General features: G+C 68.0%; 26 protein-coding genes. 14 read left to right on the top strand and 12 right to left on the bottom strand.

Going from position 1 to position 23,755, the window contains the following annotated elements; all coding sequences use genetic code 11:
• The first annotated feature begins 58 nt into the window (after positions 1-58).
• On the top strand, positions 59-850 hold the full coding sequence (locus tag MFF26_RS05030; protein ID WP_137829093.1) for an SDR family NAD(P)-dependent oxidoreductase: 792 nt from the start codon (positions 59-61) through the stop codon (positions 848-850).
• Between the two features lie 111 nt (positions 851-961).
• On the opposite strand, the gene MFF26_RS05025 is transcribed toward MFF26_RS05030, so the two are convergent.
• Entirely contained in the window at positions 962-1,294 is a 333-nt protein-coding gene (locus MFF26_RS05025; protein ID WP_137829092.1) for an SWIB/MDM2 domain-containing protein, read from the bottom strand.
• 308 nt (positions 1,295-1,602) lie between these two features.
• On the opposite strand from MFF26_RS05025, the gene MFF26_RS05020 reads away from it, so the two are divergent.
• Positions 1,603-2,043 (top strand): PRC-barrel domain-containing protein, encoded by a 441-nt coding sequence (locus MFF26_RS05020; RefSeq protein ID WP_137829091.1) that lies wholly within the window; start codon positions 1,603-1,605, stop codon positions 2,041-2,043.
• 19 nt (positions 2,044-2,062) lie between these two features.
• Here MFF26_RS05020 and MFF26_RS05015 read toward each other — a convergent pair whose 3' ends face one another.
• A complete protein-coding gene (locus MFF26_RS05015; RefSeq protein ID WP_137829090.1) occupies positions 2,063-2,458 on the bottom strand; it encodes a hypothetical protein in 396 nt (131 codons plus the stop codon).
• Between the two features lie 306 nt (positions 2,459-2,764).
• On the opposite strand from MFF26_RS05015, the gene MFF26_RS05010 reads away from it, so the two are divergent.
• The 3 genes from MFF26_RS05010 (at position 2,765) to ettA (ending at position 6,614) form a co-directional block, all read left to right on the top strand.
• A complete protein-coding gene (locus MFF26_RS05010; RefSeq protein ID WP_137829089.1) occupies positions 2,765-3,412 on the top strand; it encodes a PRC-barrel domain-containing protein in 648 nt (215 codons plus the stop codon).
• Positions 3,409-4,761 carry an MFS transporter gene (locus MFF26_RS05005; RefSeq protein WP_137829088.1) on the top strand — a complete coding sequence of 451 codons (1,353 nt, stop codon included), beginning with the start codon at positions 3,409-3,411 and terminating at the stop codon, positions 4,759-4,761. The genes MFF26_RS05010 and MFF26_RS05005 overlap by 4 nt, the downstream gene beginning before the upstream one ends.
• 200 nt (positions 4,762-4,961) lie before the next feature.
• Complete coding sequence (gene ettA / locus MFF26_RS05000; RefSeq protein WP_137829087.1) at positions 4,962-6,614, top strand: energy-dependent translational throttle protein EttA; 1,653 nt, start codon at positions 4,962-4,964, stop codon at positions 6,612-6,614.
• A 52-nt stretch (positions 6,615-6,666) separates the two neighbouring features.
• Here the strand turns inward: ettA and MFF26_RS04995 are convergent, their stop codons facing one another.
• Both MFF26_RS04995 and MFF26_RS04990 read right to left on the bottom strand, forming a co-directional pair.
• Positions 6,667-7,116 (bottom strand): DMT family transporter, encoded by a 450-nt coding sequence (locus MFF26_RS04995; RefSeq protein WP_171015451.1) that lies wholly within the window; start codon positions 7,114-7,116, stop codon positions 6,667-6,669.
• Positions 7,117-7,264: 148 nt separating this feature from the next.
• On the bottom strand, positions 7,265-7,654 hold the full coding sequence (locus tag MFF26_RS04990) for a response regulator (RefSeq protein WP_137829086.1): 390 nt from the start codon (positions 7,652-7,654) through the stop codon (positions 7,265-7,267).
• Positions 7,655-7,842: 188 nt separating this feature from the next.
• On the opposite strand from MFF26_RS04990, the gene proB reads away from it, so the two are divergent.
• The 4 genes from proB to rsfS all read left to right on the top strand — a co-directional run bounded on the left by proB (position 7,843) and on the right by rsfS (position 11,604).
• The gene (gene proB, locus MFF26_RS04985; protein ID WP_137829148.1) at positions 7,843-8,976 is read left to right on the top strand and encodes a glutamate 5-kinase; all 1,134 of its coding nucleotides are present in this window, start codon (positions 7,843-7,845) and stop codon (positions 8,974-8,976) included.
• A 166-nt stretch (positions 8,977-9,142) separates the two neighbouring features.
• Positions 9,143-10,441, top strand: coding sequence for a glutamate-5-semialdehyde dehydrogenase (locus MFF26_RS04980; protein ID WP_137829085.1), 1,299 nt, complete (start codon positions 9,143-9,145; stop codon positions 10,439-10,441).
• Between the two features lie 59 nt (positions 10,442-10,500).
• A complete protein-coding gene (locus MFF26_RS04975) occupies positions 10,501-11,085 on the top strand; it encodes a nicotinate-nucleotide adenylyltransferase (RefSeq protein WP_137829084.1) in 585 nt (194 codons plus the stop codon).
• A gap of 216 nt (positions 11,086-11,301) precedes the next feature.
• A complete protein-coding gene (gene rsfS / locus MFF26_RS04970; RefSeq protein WP_308447731.1) occupies positions 11,302-11,604 on the top strand; it encodes a ribosome silencing factor in 303 nt (100 codons plus the stop codon).
• A 20-nt stretch (positions 11,605-11,624) separates the two neighbouring features.
• On the opposite strand, the gene MFF26_RS04965 is transcribed toward rsfS, so the two are convergent.
• The 4 genes from MFF26_RS04965 to MFF26_RS04950 all read right to left on the bottom strand — a co-directional run bounded on the left by MFF26_RS04965 (position 11,625) and on the right by MFF26_RS04950 (position 15,793).
• Positions 11,625-12,176, bottom strand: coding sequence for a GbsR/MarR family transcriptional regulator (locus tag MFF26_RS04965; protein ID WP_137829082.1), 552 nt, complete (start codon positions 12,174-12,176; stop codon positions 11,625-11,627).
• A 59-nt stretch (positions 12,177-12,235) separates the two neighbouring features.
• On the bottom strand, positions 12,236-13,276 hold the full coding sequence (locus MFF26_RS04960) for an aldose epimerase family protein (RefSeq protein ID WP_137829081.1): 1,041 nt from the start codon (positions 13,274-13,276) through the stop codon (positions 12,236-12,238).
• A 114-nt stretch (positions 13,277-13,390) separates the two neighbouring features.
• A complete protein-coding gene (locus tag MFF26_RS04955) occupies positions 13,391-15,181 on the bottom strand; it encodes an ABC transporter ATP-binding protein (RefSeq protein ID WP_238307673.1) in 1,791 nt (596 codons plus the stop codon).
• An 87-nt stretch (positions 15,182-15,268) separates the two neighbouring features.
• Positions 15,269-15,793, bottom strand: a complete 525-nt coding sequence (locus MFF26_RS04950; protein WP_137829079.1) for a Spy/CpxP family protein refolding chaperone — start codon at positions 15,791-15,793, stop codon at positions 15,269-15,271.
• Positions 15,794-16,096: 303 nt separating this feature from the next.
• Between MFF26_RS04950 and MFF26_RS04945 the strand changes: the two genes are divergently transcribed.
• The gene (locus MFF26_RS04945; protein ID WP_137829078.1) at positions 16,097-17,014 is read left to right on the top strand and encodes a metal ABC transporter substrate-binding protein; all 918 of its coding nucleotides are present in this window, start codon (positions 16,097-16,099) and stop codon (positions 17,012-17,014) included.
• 129 nt (positions 17,015-17,143) lie between these two features.
• Here the strand turns inward: MFF26_RS04945 and MFF26_RS04940 are convergent, their stop codons facing one another.
• The 3 genes from MFF26_RS04940 to ftsE all read right to left on the bottom strand — a co-directional run bounded on the left by MFF26_RS04940 (position 17,144) and on the right by ftsE (position 19,711).
• A complete protein-coding gene (locus MFF26_RS04940; RefSeq protein ID WP_137829077.1) occupies positions 17,144-17,845 on the bottom strand; it encodes a YdcF family protein in 702 nt (233 codons plus the stop codon).
• A gap of 193 nt (positions 17,846-18,038) precedes the next feature.
• On the bottom strand, positions 18,039-19,001 hold the full coding sequence (locus tag MFF26_RS04935) for a cell division protein FtsX (RefSeq protein ID WP_137829076.1): 963 nt from the start codon (positions 18,999-19,001) through the stop codon (positions 18,039-18,041).
• Complete coding sequence (gene ftsE, locus MFF26_RS04930; RefSeq protein WP_137829075.1) at positions 19,001-19,711, bottom strand: cell division ATP-binding protein FtsE; 711 nt, start codon at positions 19,709-19,711, stop codon at positions 19,001-19,003. Before ftsE ends, MFF26_RS04935 begins: the two co-directional genes overlap by 1 nt.
• 174 nt (positions 19,712-19,885) lie before the next feature.
• Here ftsE and MFF26_RS04925 point away from each other — a divergent pair, with 174 nt between their 5' ends.
• The 3 genes from MFF26_RS04925 (at position 19,886) to MFF26_RS04915 (ending at position 21,827) form a co-directional block, all read left to right on the top strand.
• Positions 19,886-20,638, top strand: coding sequence for a zinc-ribbon domain-containing protein (locus MFF26_RS04925; protein WP_137829074.1), 753 nt, complete (start codon positions 19,886-19,888; stop codon positions 20,636-20,638).
• Positions 20,639-20,736: 98 nt separating this feature from the next.
• Positions 20,737-21,306, top strand: coding sequence for a hypoxanthine phosphoribosyltransferase (hpt, locus tag MFF26_RS04920; RefSeq protein WP_137829073.1), 570 nt, complete (start codon positions 20,737-20,739; stop codon positions 21,304-21,306).
• A gap of 155 nt (positions 21,307-21,461) precedes the next feature.
• Positions 21,462-21,827 carry a response regulator gene (locus tag MFF26_RS04915; RefSeq protein WP_056243292.1) on the top strand — a complete coding sequence of 122 codons (366 nt, stop codon included), beginning with the start codon at positions 21,462-21,464 and terminating at the stop codon, positions 21,825-21,827.
• A 4-nt stretch (positions 21,828-21,831) separates the two neighbouring features.
• On the opposite strand, the gene MFF26_RS04910 is transcribed toward MFF26_RS04915, so the two are convergent.
• A complete protein-coding gene (locus MFF26_RS04910) occupies positions 21,832-22,347 on the bottom strand; it encodes a TspO/MBR family protein (protein ID WP_137829072.1) in 516 nt (171 codons plus the stop codon).
• Between the two features lie 108 nt (positions 22,348-22,455).
• Here MFF26_RS04910 and MFF26_RS04905 point away from each other — a divergent pair, with 108 nt between their 5' ends.
• Positions 22,456-23,670, top strand: a complete 1,215-nt coding sequence (locus tag MFF26_RS04905) for a trans-sulfuration enzyme family protein (protein WP_137829071.1) — start codon at positions 22,456-22,458, stop codon at positions 23,668-23,670.
• Positions 23,671-23,755: the final 85 nt, after the last annotated feature.

The following is a 23,755-nucleotide window of genomic DNA, read 5'->3' as shown; positions in this document are numbered from 1 at the left end:
CACCCGAACCCCGCTTCACGCGTTGCCCTCGGGGGGTGGAAAGCCACGGAGCGGAGCCATGGATATCGACCTGAAAGGCCGCAGCGCCCTCGTCACCGGTTCGACCGGCGGCATCGGCTACGCCATCGCCAAGACGCTCGGCAGCCTCGGTGCCGCGGTCGCCATCAACGGACGCACGGGGGAACGGGTAAACGCCACCATCGAGCGGCTGCGCGGGGAGATGCCCGGGGCAGCGTTCATGGCGGGCGTCGGTGACGTCGGAACGGAAGAGGGTGCGGCCGAACTCGTCGCATCGCTGCCGAAGGTCGATATCCTGATCAACAATGCAGGCATCTTCGAGCCGAAGCCGTTCTTCGACATCGCCGATCAGGAGTGGCGACGGTTCTTCGAAGTCAACGTGATGAGCGGGATCCGCCTCGCCCGCGCCTACGGACCGGGCATGGTCGAGCGCGGCTGGGGCCGGATCGTCTTCATCGCCAGCGAATCCGCGATCAACATCCCCGTGGAGATGGTCCATTACGGCGTGACCAAGACGGCGCAGCTCGCCGTGTCCCGCGGCTTGGCCGAGACGGTCGGCGGCAGCGGCGTCACCGTCAACAGCGTGCTGCCGGGCCCGACCCTGACCGAGGGCGTGGCCGACTTTCTCGAATCCATGGGGAGCGGCGAAGGCGATCTCGACGCGAAGGGACGCGCCTTCATCGCTGAGAACCGGCCGACCTCTCTTCTGAAGCGTCTGGCCCAGCCCGAAGAGGTGGCCAATATGGTGGCCTATCTCTGCACACCCGCAGCGAGCGCGACCACGGGTGCCGCCCTACGGGTAGATGGCGGCGTCTTGCGCAACATCGCATGACAAAAACCCGGCCCACCCACGCGGACCGGGTTCCTCGTCTGCTCGAAGCAAGGCACGAGCTGGTCCTGATCGGCAAAAGCAACACCGAGCAGGACCGTTTGCTAGATACAATCAGCCCTTCAGATGGGCTGCGAGGTGCTTGTTCATCTCGAACATCGAGCACTTGTCCTTGCCGAAGATCTTCTTCAGCTTGTCGTCGGCCAGAATCTCACGCTTGTTCTCGGGATTCTGGAGGTTGTTCTTCTTGATGTGCTCCCACACCTTGCTGACGACCTCGCCGCGCGGCAGCGGCTTGTCGCCGACAATGGCGGCCAGATCGGCGGAGGGCTTCAGGGGCTGCTGAAGTGCGTTCGGCTTGGCACCGGCCTCGGCCTTGGTGGCCGTGGATTTCGCGGCGGTCTTCTTCGGAGCGGCGGCCTTCTTCTCCGTCGTCTTCGTTGCCATGGTGTCCCTCCGTTCTGCGATCCGGCTGCAGATTCGAAACGAGCCCGGGGGTTCCGGGGCGCTAGGGTGCAACAACTAAGCGGTGCCGCGCCCGTTCCAAGAGCGTGAGGGCCCCATTCAGCCACCCATCCACAGATCAGGTAGGTTTTCGCCAGCTTCTTCGAGCTTCGCAAGGGCCGACACCCCCGCCGCGCATCACGCCGAGGGGGTCAGGAACCGGTGGCACGCCTGTTTCCCGAGGGGAACTGCCCGCGCTGCACCGCATTCAAGAATGGTCCCCCTACGAGGGAGCCAGCGAGGAGAGGTGAATGCCGACGGACCTGCCCGCAGAGCGCAGCGTGCGAAAGCCCGGGAGCCTGGAACTCGATCCGAGCGCCGGCGAGGGCATTGCCATCGACGAGACGCCTAAGCTCATCGCCTCTGACAAGGTGGAGGGGACGCCCGTCTATGACGGTACCGGGCGTCACCTCGGCACTGTTCACAACTTCATGGTCGACAAGGTGTCGGGACAGGTGGCCTACGCCGTCCTGTCCTTCGGCGGCTTCCTCGGCCTGGGCGAGACCTATCATCCCCTACCCTGGCGATCGCTGACATATTCGGTCGAGCTCGGCGGCTACGTGGTCGACATCGACCCGGCCGAGCTGGAAGGCGCTCCGACGCAGGGACCGGGCGAGGATCCGTTCTCCGACCCGTCCTTCGGCGGCCGCCTCGACGACCATTGGGGTGGTCGCAAAGCGCCGACCGTCTGAAGGACGGCCGGCGATGGCGTCAGAACTTGCCGCCGAGGCCGACGCCGCCCGGGGTGACCGAAGGCGAGAGGCCGCCCGAGGAGCCGCCTCCGCTCTGAGTGCCCTCGAGTTCGTCGCGGCTGATGCGCCGAGAGCCGGCATCGGCCGTGCGGCCCTCACCACGCACGTTCTTCGGCAGGTCGAGACGACGGGTCGGCGTCGAAGGCAACGGTGCCCCGTCGTCATCGACCTGCGCGTTGCGGATCGTCTTGCCCGGGACGGTGCCGCGAGCCGAGGGCGGCGGCCCGATATCGGTTTCCGGCATCACGCCGGCACCGCCGCTGAAGGCCTGACAGCCACCGAGACTCGCCGCGAGGAGGGCGAGGGCGCAGAATCGGGGGAAGGCCGCTCTACGAGCGATCGGCGGAACGGGCATGGGATTCGTCCTTGTCACGACCGCGTCCAGCGGCGGCCGCGCGTGTCTCTCGTCTTCTCCTGCACGGCTCTAAGGCAGGGATGGGGCGAAGACCAGAGATCCGACCCTCGCGTCCACGACGGGTCTTGCGCCGCCTCACGAGATTCGAGGCGGAAGGGCGGGTTCTGCGGATCGCCGCGACCGGTCCATAACTTCGCCGTGGTTGCCGCGCATCGCTACGACATCCGCGCGCTTCGCTCCGACCGGCCGTGGACCGTCCGCGGCCTCGGGCGTGTGACATTTCCAGGCGGTGAAAGGACTCAAGGGGTGCGCAGACTGATCCGGACGATCGTGACATCGGCGATCGCCCTCTTGTCCACGGCGGCCTTCGCCGGCGATGCGACCCCCACCGGTTCCGCCGATGCGCCCGCTGCGACGCCTCCCATCGCCGCGCCTCCCGCGGCGCCCGCTGCCGCGCCACCGGCTGCCGCGCCGACTCAGAGCGGCGGCACGCCGGCGCTCGTTCTCGACACGCAGGATTACGAGAGCCTCCTGGGCAAGAGCGTGCGTGCGATGAACGGCGATGATCTCGGCCGGATCATCGATGTGATCATCGATCGGGACGGCCGCCCGCGCGCGGCCGTGATCGATTTCGGCGGCTTCCTCGGTGTCGGATCGCGCAAGATCGCCGTCGATTGGCGGGTGCTGAAGTTCACGACCGAGGGGAAGGTCGGTCGCCTCGTGCTTCAGCTCAACCGCAATCAGGTCCGCGTTTCGCCGGAATACAAGGCCGGTGAGCCGATCGTGGTCCTCGGCGCCTCCAGCCCGGCCCTGTCGGCCGCCCCGGCCGAAACCGATTCGGCGGCCGCGGCGCCGACGGCGCCGGCCGCCGTGCCCGCGGCCGAGAAGCCTGCTGCGGAGAAGCCCGCCGATGCGGCCCCGCCACGGCCGCAGGACAAGACGCCGGACAAATGACGGCACTCCCGGTGACGGAAAGGCGGGCTGTCCTGCCGCGCGAACGCGATATATCCAGGCCCGATCCGCGGGACCGGTCCGGCTGGCGCGCCGCACGTCGACCCGGCCGGGGAACGGGCGAGCCCGGCCCCGCCGCTCCCCCGTCGAGCGCCGCCCGCGGCCTCGACGCCTTCACCTTCTTCATCGCCAACCTGCAAACCGGCTTCGGACCGTTTCTGGCCGTCTACTTCACCCAACAGAAGTGGACCCAGTCCGATATCGGCCTCGCGCTGACCGTGGGGAGCCTCGTCAGCCTGCTCGGGCAGATGCCCGGCGGCGCTTTCGTCGATGCCTCGCGCTCCAAGCGCTTCGCCGCAGCCTTCTCGGCCTTCTGGGTCGGGGCCAGCGCCGTGATGCTCGCCGCCTTCCCGACCTACCTCATCGTCATGCTCGCCATGGCGATCCATTCGGCGGCGAGCTGCGTGCTGACGCCGGCCATCGCGGCGATCTCGATCGGCCTCGTCGGCCATGCCCGGGCGGGCGCGCGGCTCGGCCGCAACGCGAGTTTCTCGGCCATCGGCAACGCCCTCGGTGCCGCCAGCATGGGCGCGGTCGGCTACTACCTTTCCAACGACGCGGTGTTCTACCTCGCGGGGGCCCTGGTTGTGCCGGCCCTGATCTCGCTGCGGTTCATCCCGTCGCGGCGCGCCGACCTTTCCCGTCCCGCAGTTGCGGACGAGCCGGCAACGACCCCGTCGGCCGGCGGGATGGTCGCACTTCTGAAGAACCGGGCGCTCCTGTGCTTTGCCGCCTGCATGGTGCTGTTCTTCCTGGCCAATGCCGCCATGCTTCCCCTAGTCGGCTCCGTCATGACGCTGCGGGCGAGCGAGACCGCTACCGCGCTGGTCGCGGCCTGCATCATGGTCCCTCAGGCGGTTCTAGCGGTCACGGCCCCGTTCGTCGGACGGCTTGCCCAGAGCTGGGGTCGCAAGCCACTCCTCGTCATCGGCTTCGCGGCCCTGCCCGTGCGCGGCCTGCTTTTCGCGTTCGTCAGCGACCCCTACTGGATGGTGGCCATCCAAGTGTTCGACGGCATCTCCGCCTCGGTGCTCGGCGTCATGGTTCCGCTGATCGTGTCCGATCTCACCCGCGGCACCGGCCGTTTCAACACCGCTCTGGGAGCGGTCGGAACCGGGATGGGCATCGGCGCAGCGCTCTCCACGGCTCTGGCGGGCTTCATGGCCGACCATCTCGGCAGCCAGAGCACCTTTTTGGGGCTGGCCGTCGTCGGCGCTGCCGGTCTCGTCCTCGTCCTCGTCATCATGCCCGAAACGCGGGGCCCTCCCGAGGAGCGCGTCGCCGGGACGTGACCTCGTTGCCGCACGGCGATGACGGCAGAATCGACCCCGTCCTTGCCCCTGCCCGGCGGCCCTGATACTCGGACAGCAAATTCTTTACCCGTGAGCGGAAGGCGCCCGCGCGGCTCGGTCCCGAGAGGGGGCCGTCCTCGCGCGGGGCGGCGCGCACCCGGCCCGACCGGCACGGCCCCCCTTCGCAAGGACGAGCGCACATGGCCCGCGAATTTATCTACCACATGCGGGGTCTCAACAAGACCTACCAAGGTGGCAAGAAGGTCCTCGATAACGTCAACCTGTCGTTCTACCCCGACGCCAAAATCGGCGTGCTCGGTATCAACGGATCGGGCAAGTCGACGCTGCTCAAGATCATGGCCGGCATCGACAAGGACTTCACCGGCGACGGTTGGGTCGCGCAGGGTGCGCGCGTCGGCTACCTGCCGCAGGAGCCGCAGCTCGATCCGGACAAGTCGGTCCGCGAGAACGTGATGGAGGGCGTGGCCGAGAAGCAGGCGCTGCTCGATCGCTATAACGAACTCGCCATGAACTATTCCGATGAGACCGCGGATGAGATGACCGCGCTCCAGGACAAGATCGAGGCGCAGAACCTCTGGGAGCTCGACTCGAAGGTCGATCAGGCCATGGAAGCCATGGGCTGCCCCAGCGATGAGCAGCCCGTCGCCACGCTGTCGGGCGGTGAGCGCCGCCGCATCGCCCTGTGCCGTCTGCTGCTGTGGGAGCCGGAACTCCTGCTCCTCGACGAGCCGACCAACCACCTGGACGCCGAGACGGTGAACTGGCTCGAGGGGCATCTGCGGCAATATCCGGGTGCGATCCTGATCGTCACCCACGATCGCTACTTCCTCGACAACGTCACCGGCTGGATCCTCGAGCTGGATCGCGGCAAGGGCATTCCCTACGAGGGCAATTACTCGTCCTGGCTGGTGCAGAAGCAGAAGCGCCTGGAGCAGGAGGGCCGCGAGGACATGGCCCGCCAGCGCTCGATTGCCCGCGAGCAGGAGTGGATCTCGGCTTCGCCGAAGGCCCGTCAGACCAAGTCGAAGGCGCGTATCACCCGCTACGAGGAACTGGTCGCCAAGCAGCAACAGAAGGTCGACGCCACCGCGCAGATCGTCATTCCGATCACCGAGCGCCTGGGCCAGAACGTCATCGAGTTCACAAACCTCAACAAGGCCTACGGCGACCGCCTGCTGATCGAGGATCTCTCGTTCAAGCTGCCACCGGGCGGCATCGTGGGGGTGATCGGCCCGAACGGCGCCGGCAAGACGACGTTGTTCAAAATGATCACCGGCAACGAGAAGCCGGATGCCGGCACGATCGCGATCGGCGAAAGCGTGCATCTCGGCTATGTCGATCAGTCCCGCGATGCGCTCGACCCGAATTCGACCGTCTGGCAGGAAATCTCGGGCGGCAACGACATCCTCTACTTCAACAAGCGCGAGATCAATTCGCGCGCCTATTGCGCGGCCTTCGCCTTCAAGGGCGGCGATCAGCAGAAGAAGGTCGGGGTGCTCTCGGGTGGGGAGCGCAACCGCGTTCATCTCGCGGCGACGCTCCGCAAGGGCGGCAACGTCCTGCTCCTCGACGAGCCGACCAACGACCTCGACATGGAGACCCTGCGGGCACTCGAAGAGGGGCTGGAGGATTATGCCGGCTGCGCCGTCATCATCAGCCACGATCGCTGGTTCCTGAACCGCATCGCGACACATATCCTCGCCTTCGAAGGCGACAGCCATGTCGAGTGGTTCGAGGGCAACTTCTCGGATTACGAGGCCGACAAGAAGCGCCGTCTCGGCACCGACTCGATCATCCCCAAGAAGCTGAAGTACAAGAAGTTTTCGCGCTAACGATGCGTGACCCGGCGAGTTCCTTCGGGGCCTCGCCGGGATCTCCGCCCCATCAGAACGCGCTGATCAGGCCGACACCGGCTATCAGCAGCACGGCCCCGACGATCCGGGGTACGTTGGCCTCATGAACGGGTACGCCCAACAGGCCGAAATGGTCGAAAACCAATGACGTGAGCATCTGACCCACCAGGATCAGCGCAATCAGAGCGGCCGCGCCGATGCGCGGCAGCAGGAACACCGAACCGACGATGTAGAGCGCGCCGAGAAGGCCGCCGATCCAGGCATACCAAGGGGCCCGTCCCGCTGCGGCGAGAGGCGGGACGCTCTCGCGCAGGAGCGCGATGAGGACGAGCACCGCCACCCCGCCGACCGCGAAATTGGTGAAGCCCGCCCAGAGACCGGAGCCGAGCGCACCGCGCAGCTTCGCATTGGCGGCCTGCTGAACCACGAAGGCGACACCGGCGACCGCCGCCGCGGCATAGAATGCGATGGATGAGGACAAGGAACAGGGCTCCTACCGCCACGGCGCCCGCACCGACCTTTGGACGCAATCAACCCGTGTCGGCTGCGCGGTGGGACTTGTATGGGATCCGCTCGATGAGACGCGGGAAAGCTGCATCGGCGGATAGCGCTTACGATCCTGGACCGAATCAAACCGGGGGCAGCAATCGGCCCAGGGCTGCCAGGACGGGGCCGAGCCCGACCGGTTTCTCGAGGCAAGGCAGCGCGGCGTAGGCCGGCGACAACGTGGCCGTCTCGTAGCCGGTCACGAGCAGGACCGGCACGCCCAGTTCGAGGAGTCGGTCGGCCACCGGATCGGCGCGCTCGCCCCGAAGATTCATATCGATCACCGCCGCGTCGAGATCGGGTTCCGGCGCGAGCAGGTCCAGGGCCGACGTGATGGTACCCGTGGGGCCCAGCACCGCGACGCCGACGCGGCGCAGGCCCGCGCTCAGCTCGTCCGCCCAAAAGTAATCGTCCTCGACCACGAGCACGCGGCGCCCCTGGAGGGCGCTTTCTCGGACGTGGCTCTCGGACAACGGCACTCTCCCGCCAGCGACGCCGGCCCGAAAGGCGGCAAGCGTGATCGCACCTTGTTGTAGAGAGTTTGTGTCGGGAAGGGAAAACCGGGTCGTCCGGTACGGAGGCGGCACCCATGCGCCCCGGCCGTCTGGTCAAGGCCGCTCGGTTCGGGCACAGGAACCACGATCTCCGACACCGCCTCGCCATGACCGTGCCTCAACCGCCTGCCCTCGAAGAGTTCCGCCGCGTCGTCGTCAAGGTCGGCTCCGCCCTGCTCGTCGACAGTGCCCGGGGCCGTCTGCGTCACGCCTGGCTCGCCGCCCTGGCCGAGGACATCGCCGACCTGCATGCCCGCGGGGTCGATGTCCTTGTCGTCTCATCCGGCGCCATCGCCCTGGGCCGCACGGTGCTGGGGCTGCCCCCGGGACCGCTGCGCCTGGAGGAGAGCCAAGCTTCCGCCGCCGTCGGGCAGATCGCGCTCGCACGCCACTGGACCGAGGTTCTAGGCCATCACGGCATCATCGCGGGCCAAGTGCTGGTGACGCCGAAGGATACGGAGGAGCGCCGCCGCTATCTCAACGCCCGCGCCACCGTGCAGAAGCTGCTGGAAGTGCGCGCCGTCCCCGTGGTCAACGAGAACGACACGGTCGCGACCATCGAGATCCGCTACGGCGACAATGACCGCCTCGCGGCACGCGTCGCCACCATGATCGGCGCCGACGTGCTGGTGCTATTCTCCGACATCGACGGGCTCTACACCGCCCCGCCCCATACCGATCCGACGGCACGGCATCTGCCCGTGGTCGACCGCGTCACCCCCGAGATCGAGGCGATGGCCGGCGGCCCCGCCTCGGAACTGTCGCGCGGCGGGATGCGGACGAAGGTCGAGGCGGCCAAGATCGCGGCCAGCGGCGGCACCCACATGGTCATCGCCGACGGGCGCGGAAAGAATCCCCTGCGCAGCATCCGGGAGGGCGGGCGCTGCACGTGGTTCCTCTCGGGCTCGACCCCGACCGCCGCGCGCAAGACCTGGATCGCCGGAGCGCTCGAACCGTCGGGGACGCTCGTCGTCGATGCGGGGGCGGCTCAGGCTCTACAGGGCGGCGCCAGCCTTCTGCCGGTCGGCGTCACCGCCGTCGAGGGCCGCTTCGCCAAGGGCGACGCCGTACTGATCCGCGGGCCGGAGGGGCGTGTCCTCGGCCGGGGCCTCGTCAATTACGACAGCGCCGAAGCTGCGGCCATCATCGGACGATCGAGCCGCGAAATCGCGCTGAACACGCTTCAGCCCGGCCGTACCGAAATGATTCATCGGGACGATCTTGCCATGGCCGGGGCCTGAGAGGCGGTCGCGCACCGTCACTCTGGGCATCCCCCTGCCATGCGGCGCGATGAACTATCGTGCCTGAGATCTGTCTTACGCGCTTGTTCGTACCCCTGAGGTTGTGCAAAGGGGCGGTTCGAGATCCATATGGACCTCATGGAATGATCATCGGGGAAGCGGGAAGGTGCCGGTCCTGAATCTCAAATCCGATTTTGCGGATGCCGACGACCTCGCGACCCAGATGGCCGAGATCGGTCGACGCGCCCGCGCCGCGAGCCGCGGCATCGCGCTGGCCTCGGCGCAAGCCAAGGATCTGGCTCTGCGCGCTGTCGCCGAGAGCATCCGGAGCGCCGCACCGGCGATCCTGCGCGAGAATGCCCGCGACGTCAGCGCCGCCAAGGCGGCGGGTCAGACCGCCGCGATCATCGACCGTTTGACCCTCGACGAGGCCCGCGTCACGGCCATCGCCGATGCAGTGGAGAAGGTCGCGGCCCTTCCGGATCCGGTCGGTCGCCAGCTGGCCGCCTTCGAGCGGCCCAATGGCCTCTTGATCGAGCGGATCTCGGTGCCGCTCGGTGTCGTCGGCGTGATCTTCGAGAGCCGCCCCAACGTCACGGCGGATGCCGGTGCCCTCTGCCTCAAGGCCGGAAACGCGGCGATCCTACGGGCGGGCTCCGATTCCCATCGGACCGCAACCGCCCTTGCCCGCGCGATGAGCGAGGGACTGGCCCGCTCCGGCCTGCCCGCCGACGCGATCCAGTTGGTGCCGACGCGGGACCGCGCGGCGGTCGGCCTGATGCTGACGGGCCTGAATGGCTGCGTCGACGTGATCGTGCCCCGCGGTGGTCGCAGCTTGGTCGAGCGCGTCCAGTCCGAGGCCAAGGTGCCGGTCTTCGCCCATCTCGACGGGATCTGCCACGTCTACGTGGCGGAAAACGCCGATCTGGACATGGCCCGGACGGTCCTGCTGAACAGCAAGATGCGCCGCACCGGCATCTGCGGTGCTGCCGAGACGCTGCTGGTCGATGCAGCGGTCGCCGAAACCCACCTGAAGCCGCTGGTCGAGGCGCTGCTCGAATCCGGTTGCGCCGTGCGCGGCGACGAGGCCGTCCGGGCGGTCGATCCGAGGGTGACGCCGGCGAACGACGCCGATTGGCGGACCGAGTATCTCGATGCCATCATCTCGGCCCGCGTGGTCGATGGGCTGGATGCCGCCATCGCCCATATCGAGGCCCATGGATCGCACCACACCGATGCGATCATCACCGACGATACCGAAGCGGCGACCCGCTTCCTCAACGAGGTCGATTCGGCCATCGTTGCCCACAACGCCTCGACCCAATTCGCCGATGGCGGCGAGTTCGGTTTCGGCGCGGAGATCGGCATTGCCACGGGTCGGATGCATGCCCGTGGCCCTGTCGGCGTCGAGCAGCTCACGACCTTCAAGTATCGCGTCCACGGCAGCGGCCAGACCCGCCCGTGAGCCGGCACTGACGGCAGGCGACGCTGCGCACGGACGTCCCTCCCCCGGCGCCGGGGGGATTGCGGATCGGCCTCTACGGCGGTTCGTTCAACCCGGCCCATGCGGGACACCTCCATGTCAGCCGCACCGCCCTACGGCGTTTGCGGCTCGACCGGGTGTGGTGGCTCGTCAGCCCCGGCAATCCGCTCAAGGATCCCGGCCAGCTGGCGCCGCTGCATGAACGCATCGCCCAAGCGCGCGCCATCGCCACCGATCCGCGCATTGATGTGACCGGCTTCGAGGCCGCCATCGGTAGCCGCTACACCGTCGATCTCCTGCGCTGGCTGCGCCGCCGACGTCCCAATCTCCGCTTCGTCTGGATCATGGGCGCAGATTCCCTCGGGAGCTTCCACCGCTGGCGCCACTTCGAGGCGATTGCGACCTTGATGCCGATCGCGGTGATCGATCGTCCCGGTCACACGATGACGCCGCTGAGTGCCCGTGCCGCGCATCGCCTCGCCGCCGCTCGTGTTCGCGAATCCGACGCGGCGACGCTCCCGTTCCGTGAACCGCCCGCGTGGGTCTTCCTTCACGGCCCCCGTTCCGAGCTTTCCTCGACAGCCCTGCGGGCCGAACGCGCCCGTTCAGCGTCACGCGCGTGTTGACGCCGTCCCGTCACACGGGGCACTAGGGCATTCTGCAAACTTGAAAAGCTCCGCGAAAGCCGCCAATTTCATTGGGGTGGCGATGTCGCCACGGGCCGTCCTTGCGCGGGAACCGAGACACTGACTTCAACGCTTCAACAGGGAGCCGCAGGCTCCGATGCCCAGGCCGCCGTGTCCGGCGCCCTCAAGGCCCTTGCCCTCGGCTGTCTCGACGAGATGAAGGCGGAAGAGACCGTCGAAATCGACCTCGTCGGCAAGACCTCGCTCGCCGACACGATGATCATCGCTTCAGGTCGCTCGCAGCGTCATGTCGGTTCGATCGCCGACAAGATCATCCAAGAGATGAAGAACCAGGGTTTCGGCAATGCCCGCGTCGAAGGCTTGCCGGCCTGCGATTGGGTGCTCATCGACGCGGGCGATGTGCTGGTCCACATCTTCCGCCCCGAAGTACGCGGCTTCTACAATCTCGAGAAGATTTGGGGCGCCGACCGCCCGACCGGGGCACTGCTCGCGGGCTGAGCCCCGCGGGTCGCTCGCGTCTATCGCACCGGCAAGTAGCGAACGATGCCGGCGCCGAGCCGGATCAGCTTGGCCAAGGTGTTGTGGGGTATCCGCAGCATCTGCGCGTACCAGCCGTCGAGCGTCTCGGTGAACTCCAGCATGACCTTGAGACGCCGTCCGGCCACCGCCCCGACCGTCGGATCGCCCTCCGCTTCGGCCACGCAGGCACGGAGCGCCGCGATAGCCGGATCGATTTCCCGCTCCTTCCGTCCTGCGGCGATGCGCGTGACCATCTCCCAGAGATCCGTCTCAGCGACGTAGAAATCGCGCCGCTCGCCCAGGACCGGCACGCGCCGTATCAAGTTCCAGCCAGCCAATTCCTTGAGAGAGGTCGAGACGTTCGAACGGGCGATGCCGAGCGTTCCGGCGATATCCTCGGCTGCCAGCGGACGGTCGGATAGGTACAGCAGGGCATGGATCTGCGCGACGGAGCGATTCACGCCCCATTGCCCGCCTAGATCGCCCCAGTGCAACACGAAGCGCTCGACCGCAGCGGGCAATGTCGTCGGCCGATCCGGAATTTCTGGCATGACTGAAATGTCAGAATTCGACAGCTGTTTGTCAAGCAGTTTCCCGCTTGAGCTGCTCGTCAAGCCACGGAGAAACGATAAGTCGTACTCGACACGAAGCGCTGTCCCGGTCGCAGGATCGCGCTGGGGAAACCGGGCTGGTTGGGCGCGTCGGGAAATCCCTGCGTCTCGAAACAGACGCCGTCCCCGGAGCGGTAGGTCTGTCCGGATGGACCGACCAGCGTGCCGTCGAGATTGTTGCCGGTATAGAGCTGCAGACCGGGCTGCGTCGTGGCGATGTCGAGCCGTCTCCCACTCGCCGGATGCGTGCAGCGTGCCGCCGGACGCAAGGTGTCGACGGGACCGCGCAGCACGAAATTGTGGTCGTAGCCCTTGGCGATCACGATCTGAGGGTCGCCCGTCCGGATCCGGGCGCCGAGCGGTGTCGGTGTGCGGAAGTCGAACGGCGTGCCCTCGACCGGTCGGATCTCGCCGGTCGGCACCTGCGTCCCGTTGGTCGGCGTGAAGGCGTCGGCGGCGATCTCGACTTCGTGGTCGAACACGTCGCCTGCGCCCTCACCCGCGAGATTGAAGTAGCTGTGGTTGGTCAGGTTCAGAATGGTGGGACGGTCGCTCCAAGCCCGATAATCGAGACGGAGAAGGCCCTCGTCCAATAGGCTGTAGATCACCTCGACGTCGAGATTGCCCGGAAAACCCTCTTCGCCGTCCGGGGAGCGGCGGGCGAGCGCCAATCGGGTGGGCTCCTCGGCCACCACGCGCCAATTGCGCTTACCGAACCCGTTCGGTCCGCCATGCAACGTGTTCGGCGCCGCATTGATGGGCAGGGTGTAGCGATGCCCGTCGATCGTGAAGGTCCCGCCAGCGATGCGGTTGGCGTAGCGGCCCGCCACCGCACCGAAATGCGGGCTGAGGGTCTCGTAGGCTTCGACCGAGCCGAGCGCGAGCACGACGTTCGCCCTCGTCCCGTCGCGCGCCGGCACCTCGACGGCCGTGATGGCGGCGCCGTAGGTGATGATCTCGACGCGCATTGTCCCCCGGGTGAGCGCATGGCGCGTCACCGGTTCGCCTGCGGCGGTCCGTCCGAAGAGTTCCGATGTCATGCAGCGTGTCCTCGTCCGCGAGGGATACGCGCGAGACTCCGGCCGGTGGCAGAGGCGGCATCATTTTCTGCGACCGGAAACCTGCCGGGCCCAGTCGTCTTACGCCTGAGCGGTTCAGGCCGACGCCGCGTCGTGCGGGTCGTGACCCGTGTCGTCCGACAATTGCAGCCGGTGGAGCCGCGCATAGGCGCCGCCGGCCGCGACCAGATCTCGGTGTCGGCCGATCTCGACCACGCGGCCCGCTTCCAACACGGCAATGCGGCCCGCCTCCCGCACGGTCGAGAGACGATGGGCGATGACGAGGGTGGTGCGGCCCCGCATCAGGCGTTCCAACGCCTCCTGCACCAGATGCTCCGACTCCGAATCGAGCGCCGAGGTCGCCTCGTCGAGGAGCAGGATCGGCGCGTCCTTGAGAAAGGCGCGGGCCAGGGAGATGCGCTGGCGCTCCCCGCCGGACAGACGCCCCCCGCCCGGACCGACGCGGAACGCGTAGCCCTCGGTCAGCCGCTCGATGAAACCGTGAGCCGCGGCGGCACGGGCGGCGGCCTCGATCTCCGCCTGGGAAGCGTTGGGACGACCGAAGCCGATATTGGCCGCGATCGTGTCATCGAACAGCACCACCTCTTGCGACACCACGGCGACATTGGCCCGAAGCGAGGCCAGCGTCACGTCGCGCAGATCGACCCCGTCGATCAGCACCCGGCCGGCACTGACGTCGTGGAGCCGCGGCACGAGGTTGAGGAGCGAGGATTTGCCGGAGCCCGAGCGCCCGACCAAAGCCGTGGTATCACCGGCGGGGACGACGAGATCGATACCCTCCAGCGCCGGGGCGTCCGCCCGATAGCGGAACTGCACGGCCTCGAAGCGGATCTCGCCGTGGGTGACGGTCAGCGGCTTCGCGTCGGGCTTCTCACGGATCGTGGGCGCCTCGTCCATCAGGGCGAAGTAGCGGCTGAGCGCGGCCGCCGCTTCCTGAAGGATCGCGTTGAGGGTGCCGAGGGCCCGTGCCGGCTGCGCCGCGAGGAGCAGCGCGGTCACGTAGCCGGTGAAATCGCCGACCGTCCGGTCCCCCGACATGACCCGCTGACCGACGAGCACCAGCACGCCGGCGACGGCGACGCCGCCGCCGACTTCGAGCAGCGGGTCGAGCCGTCCGCGGGCATTGGCGGCCTTCATCTTGAGGCGGCGTACCTCGTCGAGGGCGCCCGCCGCACGGTCCTTGAGATAGCCTTCAAGCGCATAGGTCTTGGCCACGCGCGCACCCTGAAGACTTTCGGTGATGAGGCTGGCGGTTCGGCCCATCTGTTCCTGGGTCGTGGTCGAAACCCGGCGCAGCTTCTTGCCGACCTTGCCGATCGGCCCGGCGACGAAGGGCACGGTGACGGCGGCCGCGAGCGTTAGCAGCGGGTCCATCCAGACCAGCGCGATCACCAGCGCGATCAGCATGGCGAGATCGCGCAGGAGCACGGTCGAGATACGGGTGAGCGCCTCCTTGATGAAGGCGAAGTCGGTGGTGAAGCGCTGGGTGAAGGCGGCGGGACTCTCTCGGCCCAACTGCGCCAGATCGGCGTCGATCAGATGGGCGTAGAGGGCGGCCTGCATGTCCGCCTCCACCCGCGTGACGACCCGGTTCGTCAGCACGGTCTGGCCGAACAGGGCGAACCCGCGCACCGACGTCACCGCGATGACGACGAGGGGACCATAGGCCAAGCCCGATGCGTCCTTGTGGTCGAATGCGTCGAAGGCCGCCTTGATGAGGACCGGGTAGAGACCGGTGGCTGCGCCGACCAAGGCGATCAGCACCAGCACGACGGCGAGCGTGCCGCGATGCGGGGAGAGCCATTCGCGCCAGACCCGGCCGAGCAGGGGAAGGGTGTCGCCCCTCAGGAGCGGCCGGCGCGCCATTTCGATCCGTATCGTGTCCGCGGGGCGTTCGCCCGACTCCCCGCGGTGTTTGCCGCCGCAGCGGCTGCGGATCAAGCGCGGTGCGACCTAGTCGCGGTCATGACCGTGGCGGTGATGCCAGCCGCGGCCCTCGCCGCCGGGTCGGAGAGGCCGGGCCAGCACCATGGCGCGACGCTTCTGGCTGTCGTCGAGGGTGGCGAAGAGCGGCGCGGTGGCATCGGCCAGCTTGCGGAGCGCCTCGCCGCGGGCCGTAGCCGCGTCGGCCATGCCGCGCAGGGTCCCCGGAGCGTCGTCCACCATGCGTCCGCGCTCGCGTCGGGCCGCTCGTTGCGCGTCGCGCTGCTTGGCGAGATCGCGAATCGCGGCCTCCACCGGCGGCCACAACTTCTCTTGGTCAGGCGTGAGCTTCAAACCGGCGCGCAAGGCGGCGATACGGGCATCGGCGAAGGCCGCCCGATCCTCGGGCGACAAGGCATTCCAGCGTCCCTGCCAATGGCCACGGGCAAACGGATCCGACCGTCCACCGGGCTGAGGGAAAGTCTGTGCCAGAGCCGCCGTACCGATCCCGGCGAAGGCCAGGGCGACAATGCCCACCAACCTACGTTTTAGCATGGATCTCCTCCATCCCGTCAGTGCCTTCCCCCGAACCGACAAGAATGGACAAGCTCGCCTCACCGCAGCGTGTCCGTCATATGACAGGTTGTCCATGTTCACCGAACCGGTGCCGGGCTCGGAGGGTCCACGCTCACTTCGATCGGCGCGGCGACTCAGGATTTGCACGCCGCCTCCGAGCCCTCGCCGCCGTTTCGGTTCCGACGTCCGCTCTGCGCGATTGCCGTGCACATCGGGCTTTGCGCCTTGGCGATGTGATAATGTTACATTATGGCGAACCCACCTTGATCGGGGGTGGATGGAATGAGTCGGGCGCTGTTGAGGATCCTCGTCGTGCTGGCGGCACTGGTGCCGGTTGCCGCGGCGGCCGGCGAAGCCAAGCTGAAAGTGGTGGCGACCTTCTCGATCCTGGCCGATCTCGTCACTCAGGTCGGCGGCGAGCGGGTTGCGGTGACGAGTCTCGTCGGACCGGACGCCGACGCACACGGCTACAGCCCGGCGCCCGGTGATGCGCGCCGCGTGGCCGAGGCCGATCTCGTGGTCGTCAACGGGCTCGGCTTCGAGGGCTGGATCGAGCGTCTGATCCGAGCCTCCGGCACCAGGGCGCCGGTCGTCACGGCGTCGAACGGCATCACGACGATCCCGGCCAGTGAAGATCACGACCACGATCATACCCATGGCGCTGAAGCCGGCGAGCATCCTGACCCGCATGCGTGGCAGAGCGTGGCCAACGTGAAGATCTACGTCACCAACATCCGTGATGCCCTGGCCAAGGCCGATCCGGATCACGCCGCGGATTACGCTGCGCGGGCCGAAGCCTATCGCGCGCAGCTGGACGCTCTCGAGAACGAGATTCGCACGGCATTGTCGCAGATTCCCGAGAGTCAGCGCCGCGTGATCACGACCCACGATTCCTTCGGCTACTACGCGGCGGCCTACGGTCTTCGCTTCCTGGCACCGCAAGGCATCTCGACCAACAGCGAGGCCGGGCCGAAGGACGTCGCCCGCATCATTCGTCAGATCCGCCGTGACAAAATTCCGGCCGTCTTCGTCGAGAGCATCGCCGATCCACGCCTGATGCAGCAGATCGCCCGTGAGAGCGGCGCCAAGGTCGGCGGCCGATTGTTCTCGGACGCTCTCAGTGGTCCGACCAGCACGGCGCCGACCTATCTGGACATGATGCGCTCGAACCTGAGGGCGTTTCGTGAGGCGCTCAGCTGACGATCGGTTGGGCCCGTTCGGTCGCCGCGACGAGAGGGCCCCGCCGAGACCTGGCAATGTGAACCGGCGGTGTCCTGCCCATGCCGCGGGCGAGCCGCTCGATCCGGTATTCGCGCAACGACGACGAGTTCAGTTCGTCTCACGCATCAGGTGCTCGGCCACCATCTTGACCGGCTTGCGGCGGCCGACCAGCACCGCGAAATGCGATTGCTCCGGGTCGGACTCGACCTTCGTGCGCAGCCAAGCGACCAGGAACTTCAGATACTCGGCCCCGACGAGCCGAGCTGCGGCCGGGTCGGCCCACCAGCGCGAGATGTCGAAGCCGTCGGACACGACGGGATAGGGGATGACCGTCTCATCCTCGTCGAGCGCATGGTGCAGTTCCACCAGGGTGCGCGGCATGTGGTAGTTCGAGGTCACCACGGCGATGCTGCCGAAGCGGTGACGTCGCATCCAGCGCCGTGTCTCGATCGCGTTGCCGATGGTGTTGCGCGCCCGGTAGTCGAGATCGATGCAGCAATCGATCCAGTGCTGCTGGTTCGGATTGAGGCGGGCGATCTCGTCGCGACTGGTGCGCTCGTTGACCCCGGAGATCAGCAGCCGTCGGCCGTGGCCGCTCGCCAGCAGATCGATGGCATCGCCGATGCGTTGAGATCCACCGGTCATGACGACGATGGCGTCGGCCCGGCCGGTCGGTGGGCGTTCGGCCCGTTCGATCGCGGTGACGAAGGCGAGAAAGCCGCCGGTGAGTGCCAGCGCGCCCAGAAAACCGAGCCCCAGTGTCAGCCGCAGGAGGACACGGCGCCAAGCCGGTTTGCGCGCGTCAGACATCCGCTTCGCGGCCGGCGCTGGCGGCGACCAAGACCAGCCGAGAGCGTCCCGGGGTTTCAGGACCAGGGCGTCGGCCGACGTCGGACGTGGCGTTCGCGCGGACATGGGCGATAGGACAACGTCTCATTGCGGTATCACGGTGACGGAGATTCGACCCTCAATGCTTGACGAAAGGTTAATGCCATCGGTCTGATCAGCGCAGGAAGTGCCGCACCGTCACCCGCGAGACGAGCGCGGTGACGACGGACGCGATGGCACCGATCATCACGATGACGGCGTAGCCCTGCCAACCGATCTGGAACGTGCCGAACAGGGCCGCGATCTCCTCTCCCGCCGGGCCGGAGCGCCACATGCGGGCCGCGAGTCCGGCCGCCCCGCAGACGAGAAGCGCCGCGCCCGCCCCGAGCGCACCGCCACGAAGGCCCAGGCGAAAGAAGCGGCTCTGGAAAGCCTTGGCGATATAGGCATCGTCGGCGCCGACGAAGTGCAGCACCTCGACCACCTCTCGATTTCCGGCCATGGCGCCGCGGGTGGCGAAAACGACGGCGAGACCGGTGGCGATCAACACCAGGGCGACGACGCCGATGCCGATCCCCGCCAGCGTGTTGGCCATGACGGACAGTCGTTGAAGCCAGAGAGCATGGTCGTCGAGGCTCGCCACGCCGGGCAGAGCCTCGGTCAGCGCGCTCCTCAGTGTCGCGAGGTCGGGACGCGCATCCGGCGGAAGCGTCAGCGCGATCAGGCGCGGCACCGGCAGATCCGACAGGTCGAGCCCGCTGCCGAGCCAGGGCTCGAGCAGCCGCTCGGACTCCGTCTTGGAGAAAACGCGGGCGCCGACGATGCCTGTATGGGCGCGGGCGATCGCCTCGGCGCGCTTCACATCCGCCTCGATGTCGCGGCCGGCGCTCGGACGGACCTGAATTGTCACCTCCTGGGCGACGCTGCCCTGCCACTGCCCCGCACTCGAAACGGCGATCTCGGCGGCTCCCGCGCAGAGGGCGGCGAGGAAGGTCAGGATGGCGATGACGGCGGCGAGCGCACGACTCGCCGCGGAATCGGTCGGCACCAGGGGAGCGTTGCGCCGGAGATTCGCCGGCAACGGGGGCTCGGCGGCCTCGGCCGGGCGCGAGGACGCGGGGGGGCGGGCCTCGTTCATCAGTTCTCGATCCGCAGGCGGCCCTCGCCGAGCACCATGCGGCGCGCATCGACGAGGTCCATCAGGCCGTAATCGTGGGTGGCTATCAGCACCGAGGTGCCCAGCCGATTCAACTCCATGAACAGGCGAAGGAGGCGGCGGGCAAGGCTCGGATCGACGTTGCCGGTCGGTTCGTCGGCGAGCAGCAGCTCGGGCCGGGCGATCAGCGCACGGGCGATGGCGGCGCGCTGCTTCTCACCGCCCGACAGGAGCGGCGGCAGCACATGCATGCGCTCGCCGAGTCCCACCCAGCGCAGCAATTCGACGACCTCGGCCCGGTAGCTCGCCTCGGCCCGCTCCTGCACCCGCAGGGGCAAAGCCACATTCTCGTAGGTGGTCAGGTGATCGAGCAGGCGAAAATCCTGGAAGACCACACCCATCCGGCGCCGAAGACCGGTCAGGGCTTCGTTCGAGATGCCGCTCACTTCCTCGCCGAAGACCGAGACGAGGCCCCGGGTCGGCTTCACCGAGAGCAGGATCAGCCGCAGGAGCGTGGTCTTGCCCGCGCCCGATGGACCGGTGAGAAACTGGAAGGAATGGGGGGCGATCTCGAAGCTCACATCGGAGAGCACCTCCGGTCCGAGACCGTAGCGCATGCCGACACTCTCGAACCGGACGACGGGCTCCTCCGCGCCGGACAGCAGGCTGCCCGTGTTCTTCCCAGCCGACAAGGCGCGCACGCTCCACCGAATGTTGTCACGGATCGTCCCGAGATGGTTCGCCCGGGACGGACGAGGCGGGGTGCCCCAAATCGGCTTCATGGCCGGTTAACCCTACTGGGGGAGAACGTTTGTGTCCTTTTCGAGCGCGCGGCAACCCGCCGCCCCGGCCTCGAGCGTTATCCCATGCTGATCGTCTGCCCGGCCTGCGCCAGCGAGTACCGCATCGATACCGATCGGGTCGGCGCATCCGGCCGCTCCGTCCGCTGCGCCGCGTGCCGCGAGACGTGGTTCATCGGTCCCGACGACGTCGCCGCTGCGATACTGGCCGAGTTGTCGCCCGCAGCCGAATCCGTCGAACCGGCTACGGTCGCCGAACAGCCCGCTCCCGAGCCACCCGCCGACGCGGCGCGAGCCGAGGAGCCGGCACCGCGCCGACGCCCGCCACCGAAGCCCTCACGCCCGGCGAGACCCGCGGGCCCACGCCGACTCTCGCCCGCGCTAGCGGCGGGTCTGGCCGTTGCCGCGCTGCTGCCGCTGGCGCTCCTCGGGCGAGCGACGGTGGTGCGGGCCATGCCTCAGACGGCGGCGCTCTATGCCGGTATCGGCTTGGCGGTGAACCTGCGCGGCATCGATTTCTCGGATGTCGCCACCTTCCAGACCGCGGCCGACGGCGCCAATCCGGCCCAGCTCGTGGTGGAGGGTGATCTCGTCGCCGTGGCCCGCACCCGCGTCGCGGTCCCGCCGGTCGAAGTCGAGATTCGCGACGAGCACGGACAATCGCTCTATCGCTGGACGGTCCCCGGCCCCCGCGTCGCCCTGGAGCCCGGCGAGCGCGCCCGCTTCAAGGCGAGCCTGTCGGCGCCTCCGGCGCAGGGCCGAAGCGTCGAGGTGCACTTCGCCGAAGCGAGTGCGGCAGCCCCCACCGCGGATCACTGACCGAACCGGAATGTGGCGGAGCGGGCCACACATGCTATGTTGCTCTGCAACGTCGCCCATCCGCGGCAGCCGCAAGCGTCCCAGGTTCTTCCGTCCGCATGAGCACTGCATCCAAACGCGTCCGCGTCCTGTTCGATGAGGCTACGATCGCCCAGAGGAACGATGAGCTCGCGAGCGATATCGTCGCGGCCAAGCCCGACAATCTGCTGGTCGTGGCCGTGCTCAAGGGCAGCTTCATGTTCGCCGCCGACCTGCTGCGGGCGCTGCACCGGGCCGGTTTGTCGCCGCAGGTCGAGTTCGTGCACCTGTCGAGCTATCGCACCTCCACCGTCTCGTCGGGGCAGGTCGAGATCCTGCGCGATGTGCAGAGCGAGGTGCGCGGCCGCGACGTCCTCCTCGTCGACGACATCCTCGAATCGGGCCGCACGATCGTCTTCGCCAAGGATCTGCTGATGGCCCGCGGGGCCCGTCGGGTCCTTACCGCGGTGCTGCTGGAGAAGCCCGGCAAGCGAGCGGTGACGATCGACGCGGATTTCGTCGGTTTCACCTGCCCCGATGTATTCGTGGTGGGCTACGGCATGGACGCGGCCCATGCCTTCCGCCAACTCCCCTTCGTCGGACTGGTCGATTACGAGAGCACCGATCCGGATCTCTTCGGCGGCGCCTGACGACGTCTGAATTATCCCGACAAATCAGCGACACTTCCGCTCATAAGGGATGCGGAGGGAACCTGAACGCGTGCAAGGGCTTGACAGGCCACGGTCGCGCTTGATCAGTCGGGAAACGCGACGACGATCCGAGGAAGGGCAGAGGACAGCCGATCATGGCGCGCATCCTACTCGTGGATGACGAGGACACGCTGCGCGGCTTCCTCAAAAGGGGTCTCGAGCTCGACGGTCATTCCGTCGTGACTGCCATCGACGGAAGCGACGGTCTCGATCGCCTGAGTGAGGCGGGCGGCGGGTTCGACCTGATGCTCACCGATATCCGTATGCCGCTGATGGACGGCATTGCCCTGGCGCTCGCGGCCAAGCGCGACTACCCCGATCTGACGATCCTGCTGATGACCGGCTTCGCCGACCAGCGTGAGCGCGCCCGCGGCCTGGACGCCATCGTCACCGACGTGCTGACCAAGCCGTTCTCGCTCGCCGATCTGCGCTCCACGGTGTCGCGGGCGCTGGCGGCCTGACCCGTCAGTTCATCTGCCAGATGACGCCGTTCAACAGGCAGGCGAAGCTGACCCAGGCGGCGTAGGGCACGAGCAGCAGGGCGGCGGCACGGTCGAACCGCCAGGAGAGGCGGATCGTCCAGAGGATCATGGCGAGCATCGCCAGCGCCACGACGAGGGCGAGCCCGAGTTCGTGGGCAGCGAAAAAGATCGGGGTCCAGGCGGCGTTGAGGGCGAGTTGGCCCCCGAACGCGGCGAGCGTCAGCCACCAGGCCCGCCGCGACGGCCCCACCACTGGCCGCGCCCCGAGGAGCCGCCAGAGCGAGACGGCGATCATCGCGTAGAGCACCGTCCACGCCACTGGGAACAGCCAGTTCGGCGGGTTGAAGGCGGGCTTCCGGATCGTCTCGTACCACGTCTCGATATTCGAGCCGGTGGCCAACGAGCCGATCGCCGCGGTCAGCACCACCGGCAGGATCGCGGCAGCGATGCGGGGCAGCGGCGGCAGGGCCGGCCGCTCGGGAACCTCAAGGGTGGTCATGCGCCGTGCGATGCTCCGTCCATCGATGATCTGCCTTGCCCGGAAGCGGGGTTTCCCTCAAGGCGGCAGGCACGGATTCCCCAACCAGCCGCACCGGACGAGGATGCCATGAGCCGGACCAACGCGCCCGAGACCGATCCGGATGCGGGACATGCACGCGGTGCGTTGAACGTCGCCGACTGGTCACAGCGCACGCTCGCCGCGCAGGCAATGGGGCATATCGATCCCGTGACCCGCGCGGTGGTGCCGCCGCTCCACCTCTCGACCACCTATCTCCGCGACGCCGACAACGGCTACCGTTCGGGCTTCTCCTATGCCCGGCCCGACAACGCCACGATCCGCGAGGCCGAAGGCGTCATCGCCGCGCTGGAAGGGGCGGAGGCCGGCGCGCTGTTGTTCGGCTCCGGCATGGCGGCGGCGGCGGCGGTGTTCAGTGCGCTCGCTCCGGGCGACCACGTGATCGCGCCGGAGGTGATGTATTGGGGCCTGAAGCGCTGGCTGCGGCAGGAAGCGCCCCGGCTCGGCCTCACGGTCGATTTCGTGGCGATGGACAATCGCGACGCCGTCCGCGCCGCTTTCGTACCCGGCCGCACCCGCCTTGTCTGGGCCGAGACCCCGGGCAACCCGCTCTGCACCATCGTCGACCTCGCCGCTATCGCGGAGCTGGCGCATGCGGCCAGTGCGCGGCTCGTCGTCGATTCCACCGCGTCGAGTCCGATCCTCACCCGGCCGCTGGAGCACGGGGCCGACCTCGTGATGCATTCGGCCACCAAGATCCTGAACGGTCATTCGGACGTGGTGGCCGGGGTGCTGGCCGCCGCGCGGCCCGATGCCTTCTGGGAGCGCCTGATCGCCATCCGGGCGACATGGGGGGCGATCCTCGGCCCGTTCGAGGCCTATCTGCTGATGCGGGGCCTGCGCACCCTTCCCCTCCGGGTGAGCGCCCAGAGCGCCGGAGCGCTGCATCTCGCCGAGCGCCTGTCGGGTCATCCCTTGGTGGGAACCGTGCTCTATCCCGGCCTTGCGGACCATCCGGGCCACGCGGTGGCGGCGCGGCAGATGCAGGGAGGCTTCGGCTTCATGCTGTCGATCCGCGTCGCTGGCGGTGAGGCCGCAGCGATCGCGACCGCGGCGCGGGTACGATTGTGGAAAAGGGCGACCTCACTCGGCGGCGTCGAGAGCCTGATCGAACACCGCGCCTCGGTCGAGGGCACCGGCACCCCCTGCCCGCCCGACCTGCTGCGCCTCTCGGTGGGGATCGAGGATCCGGAAGACCTGTTTCGCGATCTCGACGAGGCGCTGCACGGCGCGGCTTCGTCCTGACGATAGCGGCGGGATTTTTGCGCTCGGCCACGTCCGACGTCGCTTCCGGTGCGTTGTCGTTGCGAACGACCTGCCCTCCCGCGAA

The organism is Methylorubrum suomiense, assembly GCF_022179765.1.
Lineage (GTDB): Bacteria > Pseudomonadota > Alphaproteobacteria > Rhizobiales > Beijerinckiaceae > Methylobacterium > Methylobacterium suomiense.
The sequence above is the reverse complement of the archived record's forward strand: the minus strand, read 5'-3'. Positions and strand labels throughout refer to the sequence as shown.

Excerpts from the sequence above, each read along its gene's own strand:
- MFF26_RS05030 (WP_137829093.1), top strand. The coding sequence starts at position 59 with ATGGATATCGACCTGAAAGGCCGCAGCGCCCTCGTCACCGGTTCGACC.
- MFF26_RS05025 (WP_137829092.1), bottom strand. The coding sequence starts at position 1,294 with ATGGCAACGAAGACGACGGAGAAGAAGGCCGCCGCTCCGAAGAAGACC.
- MFF26_RS05020 (WP_137829091.1), top strand. The coding sequence starts at position 1,603 with ATGCCGACGGACCTGCCCGCAGAGCGCAGCGTGCGAAAGCCCGGGAGC.
- MFF26_RS05015 (WP_137829090.1), bottom strand. The coding sequence starts at position 2,458 with ATGCCCGTTCCGCCGATCGCTCGTAGAGCGGCCTTCCCCCGATTCTGC.
- MFF26_RS05005 (WP_137829088.1), top strand. The coding sequence starts at position 3,409 with ATGACGGCACTCCCGGTGACGGAAAGGCGGGCTGTCCTGCCGCGCGAA.
- ettA (WP_137829087.1), top strand. The coding sequence starts at position 4,962 with ATGGCCCGCGAATTTATCTACCACATGCGGGGTCTCAACAAGACCTAC.
- proB (WP_137829148.1), top strand. The coding sequence starts at position 7,843 with ATGACCGTGCCTCAACCGCCTGCCCTCGAAGAGTTCCGCCGCGTCGTC.
- rsfS (WP_308447731.1), top strand. The coding sequence starts at position 11,302 with ATGAAGGCGGAAGAGACCGTCGAAATCGACCTCGTCGGCAAGACCTCG.
- MFF26_RS04965 (WP_137829082.1), bottom strand. The coding sequence starts at position 12,176 with ATGCCAGAAATTCCGGATCGGCCGACGACATTGCCCGCTGCGGTCGAG.
- MFF26_RS04960 (WP_137829081.1), bottom strand. The coding sequence starts at position 13,276 with ATGACATCGGAACTCTTCGGACGGACCGCCGCAGGCGAACCGGTGACG.
- MFF26_RS04955 (WP_238307673.1), bottom strand. The coding sequence starts at position 15,181 with ATGGCGCGCCGGCCGCTCCTGAGGGGCGACACCCTTCCCCTGCTCGGC.
- MFF26_RS04950 (WP_137829079.1), bottom strand. The coding sequence starts at position 15,793 with ATGCTAAAACGTAGGTTGGTGGGCATTGTCGCCCTGGCCTTCGCCGGG.
- MFF26_RS04945 (WP_137829078.1), top strand. The coding sequence starts at position 16,097 with ATGAGTCGGGCGCTGTTGAGGATCCTCGTCGTGCTGGCGGCACTGGTG.
- MFF26_RS04940 (WP_137829077.1), bottom strand. The coding sequence starts at position 17,845 with ATGTCTGACGCGCGCAAACCGGCTTGGCGCCGTGTCCTCCTGCGGCTG.
- MFF26_RS04935 (WP_137829076.1), bottom strand. The coding sequence starts at position 19,001 with ATGAACGAGGCCCGCCCCCCCGCGTCCTCGCGCCCGGCCGAGGCCGCC.
- MFF26_RS04925 (WP_137829074.1), top strand. The coding sequence starts at position 19,886 with ATGCTGATCGTCTGCCCGGCCTGCGCCAGCGAGTACCGCATCGATACC.
- hpt (WP_137829073.1), top strand. The coding sequence starts at position 20,737 with ATGAGCACTGCATCCAAACGCGTCCGCGTCCTGTTCGATGAGGCTACG.
- MFF26_RS04915 (WP_056243292.1), top strand. The coding sequence starts at position 21,462 with ATGGCGCGCATCCTACTCGTGGATGACGAGGACACGCTGCGCGGCTTC.
- MFF26_RS04910 (WP_137829072.1), bottom strand. The coding sequence starts at position 22,347 with ATGACCACCCTTGAGGTTCCCGAGCGGCCGGCCCTGCCGCCGCTGCCC.
- MFF26_RS04905 (WP_137829071.1), top strand. The coding sequence starts at position 22,456 with ATGAGCCGGACCAACGCGCCCGAGACCGATCCGGATGCGGGACATGCA.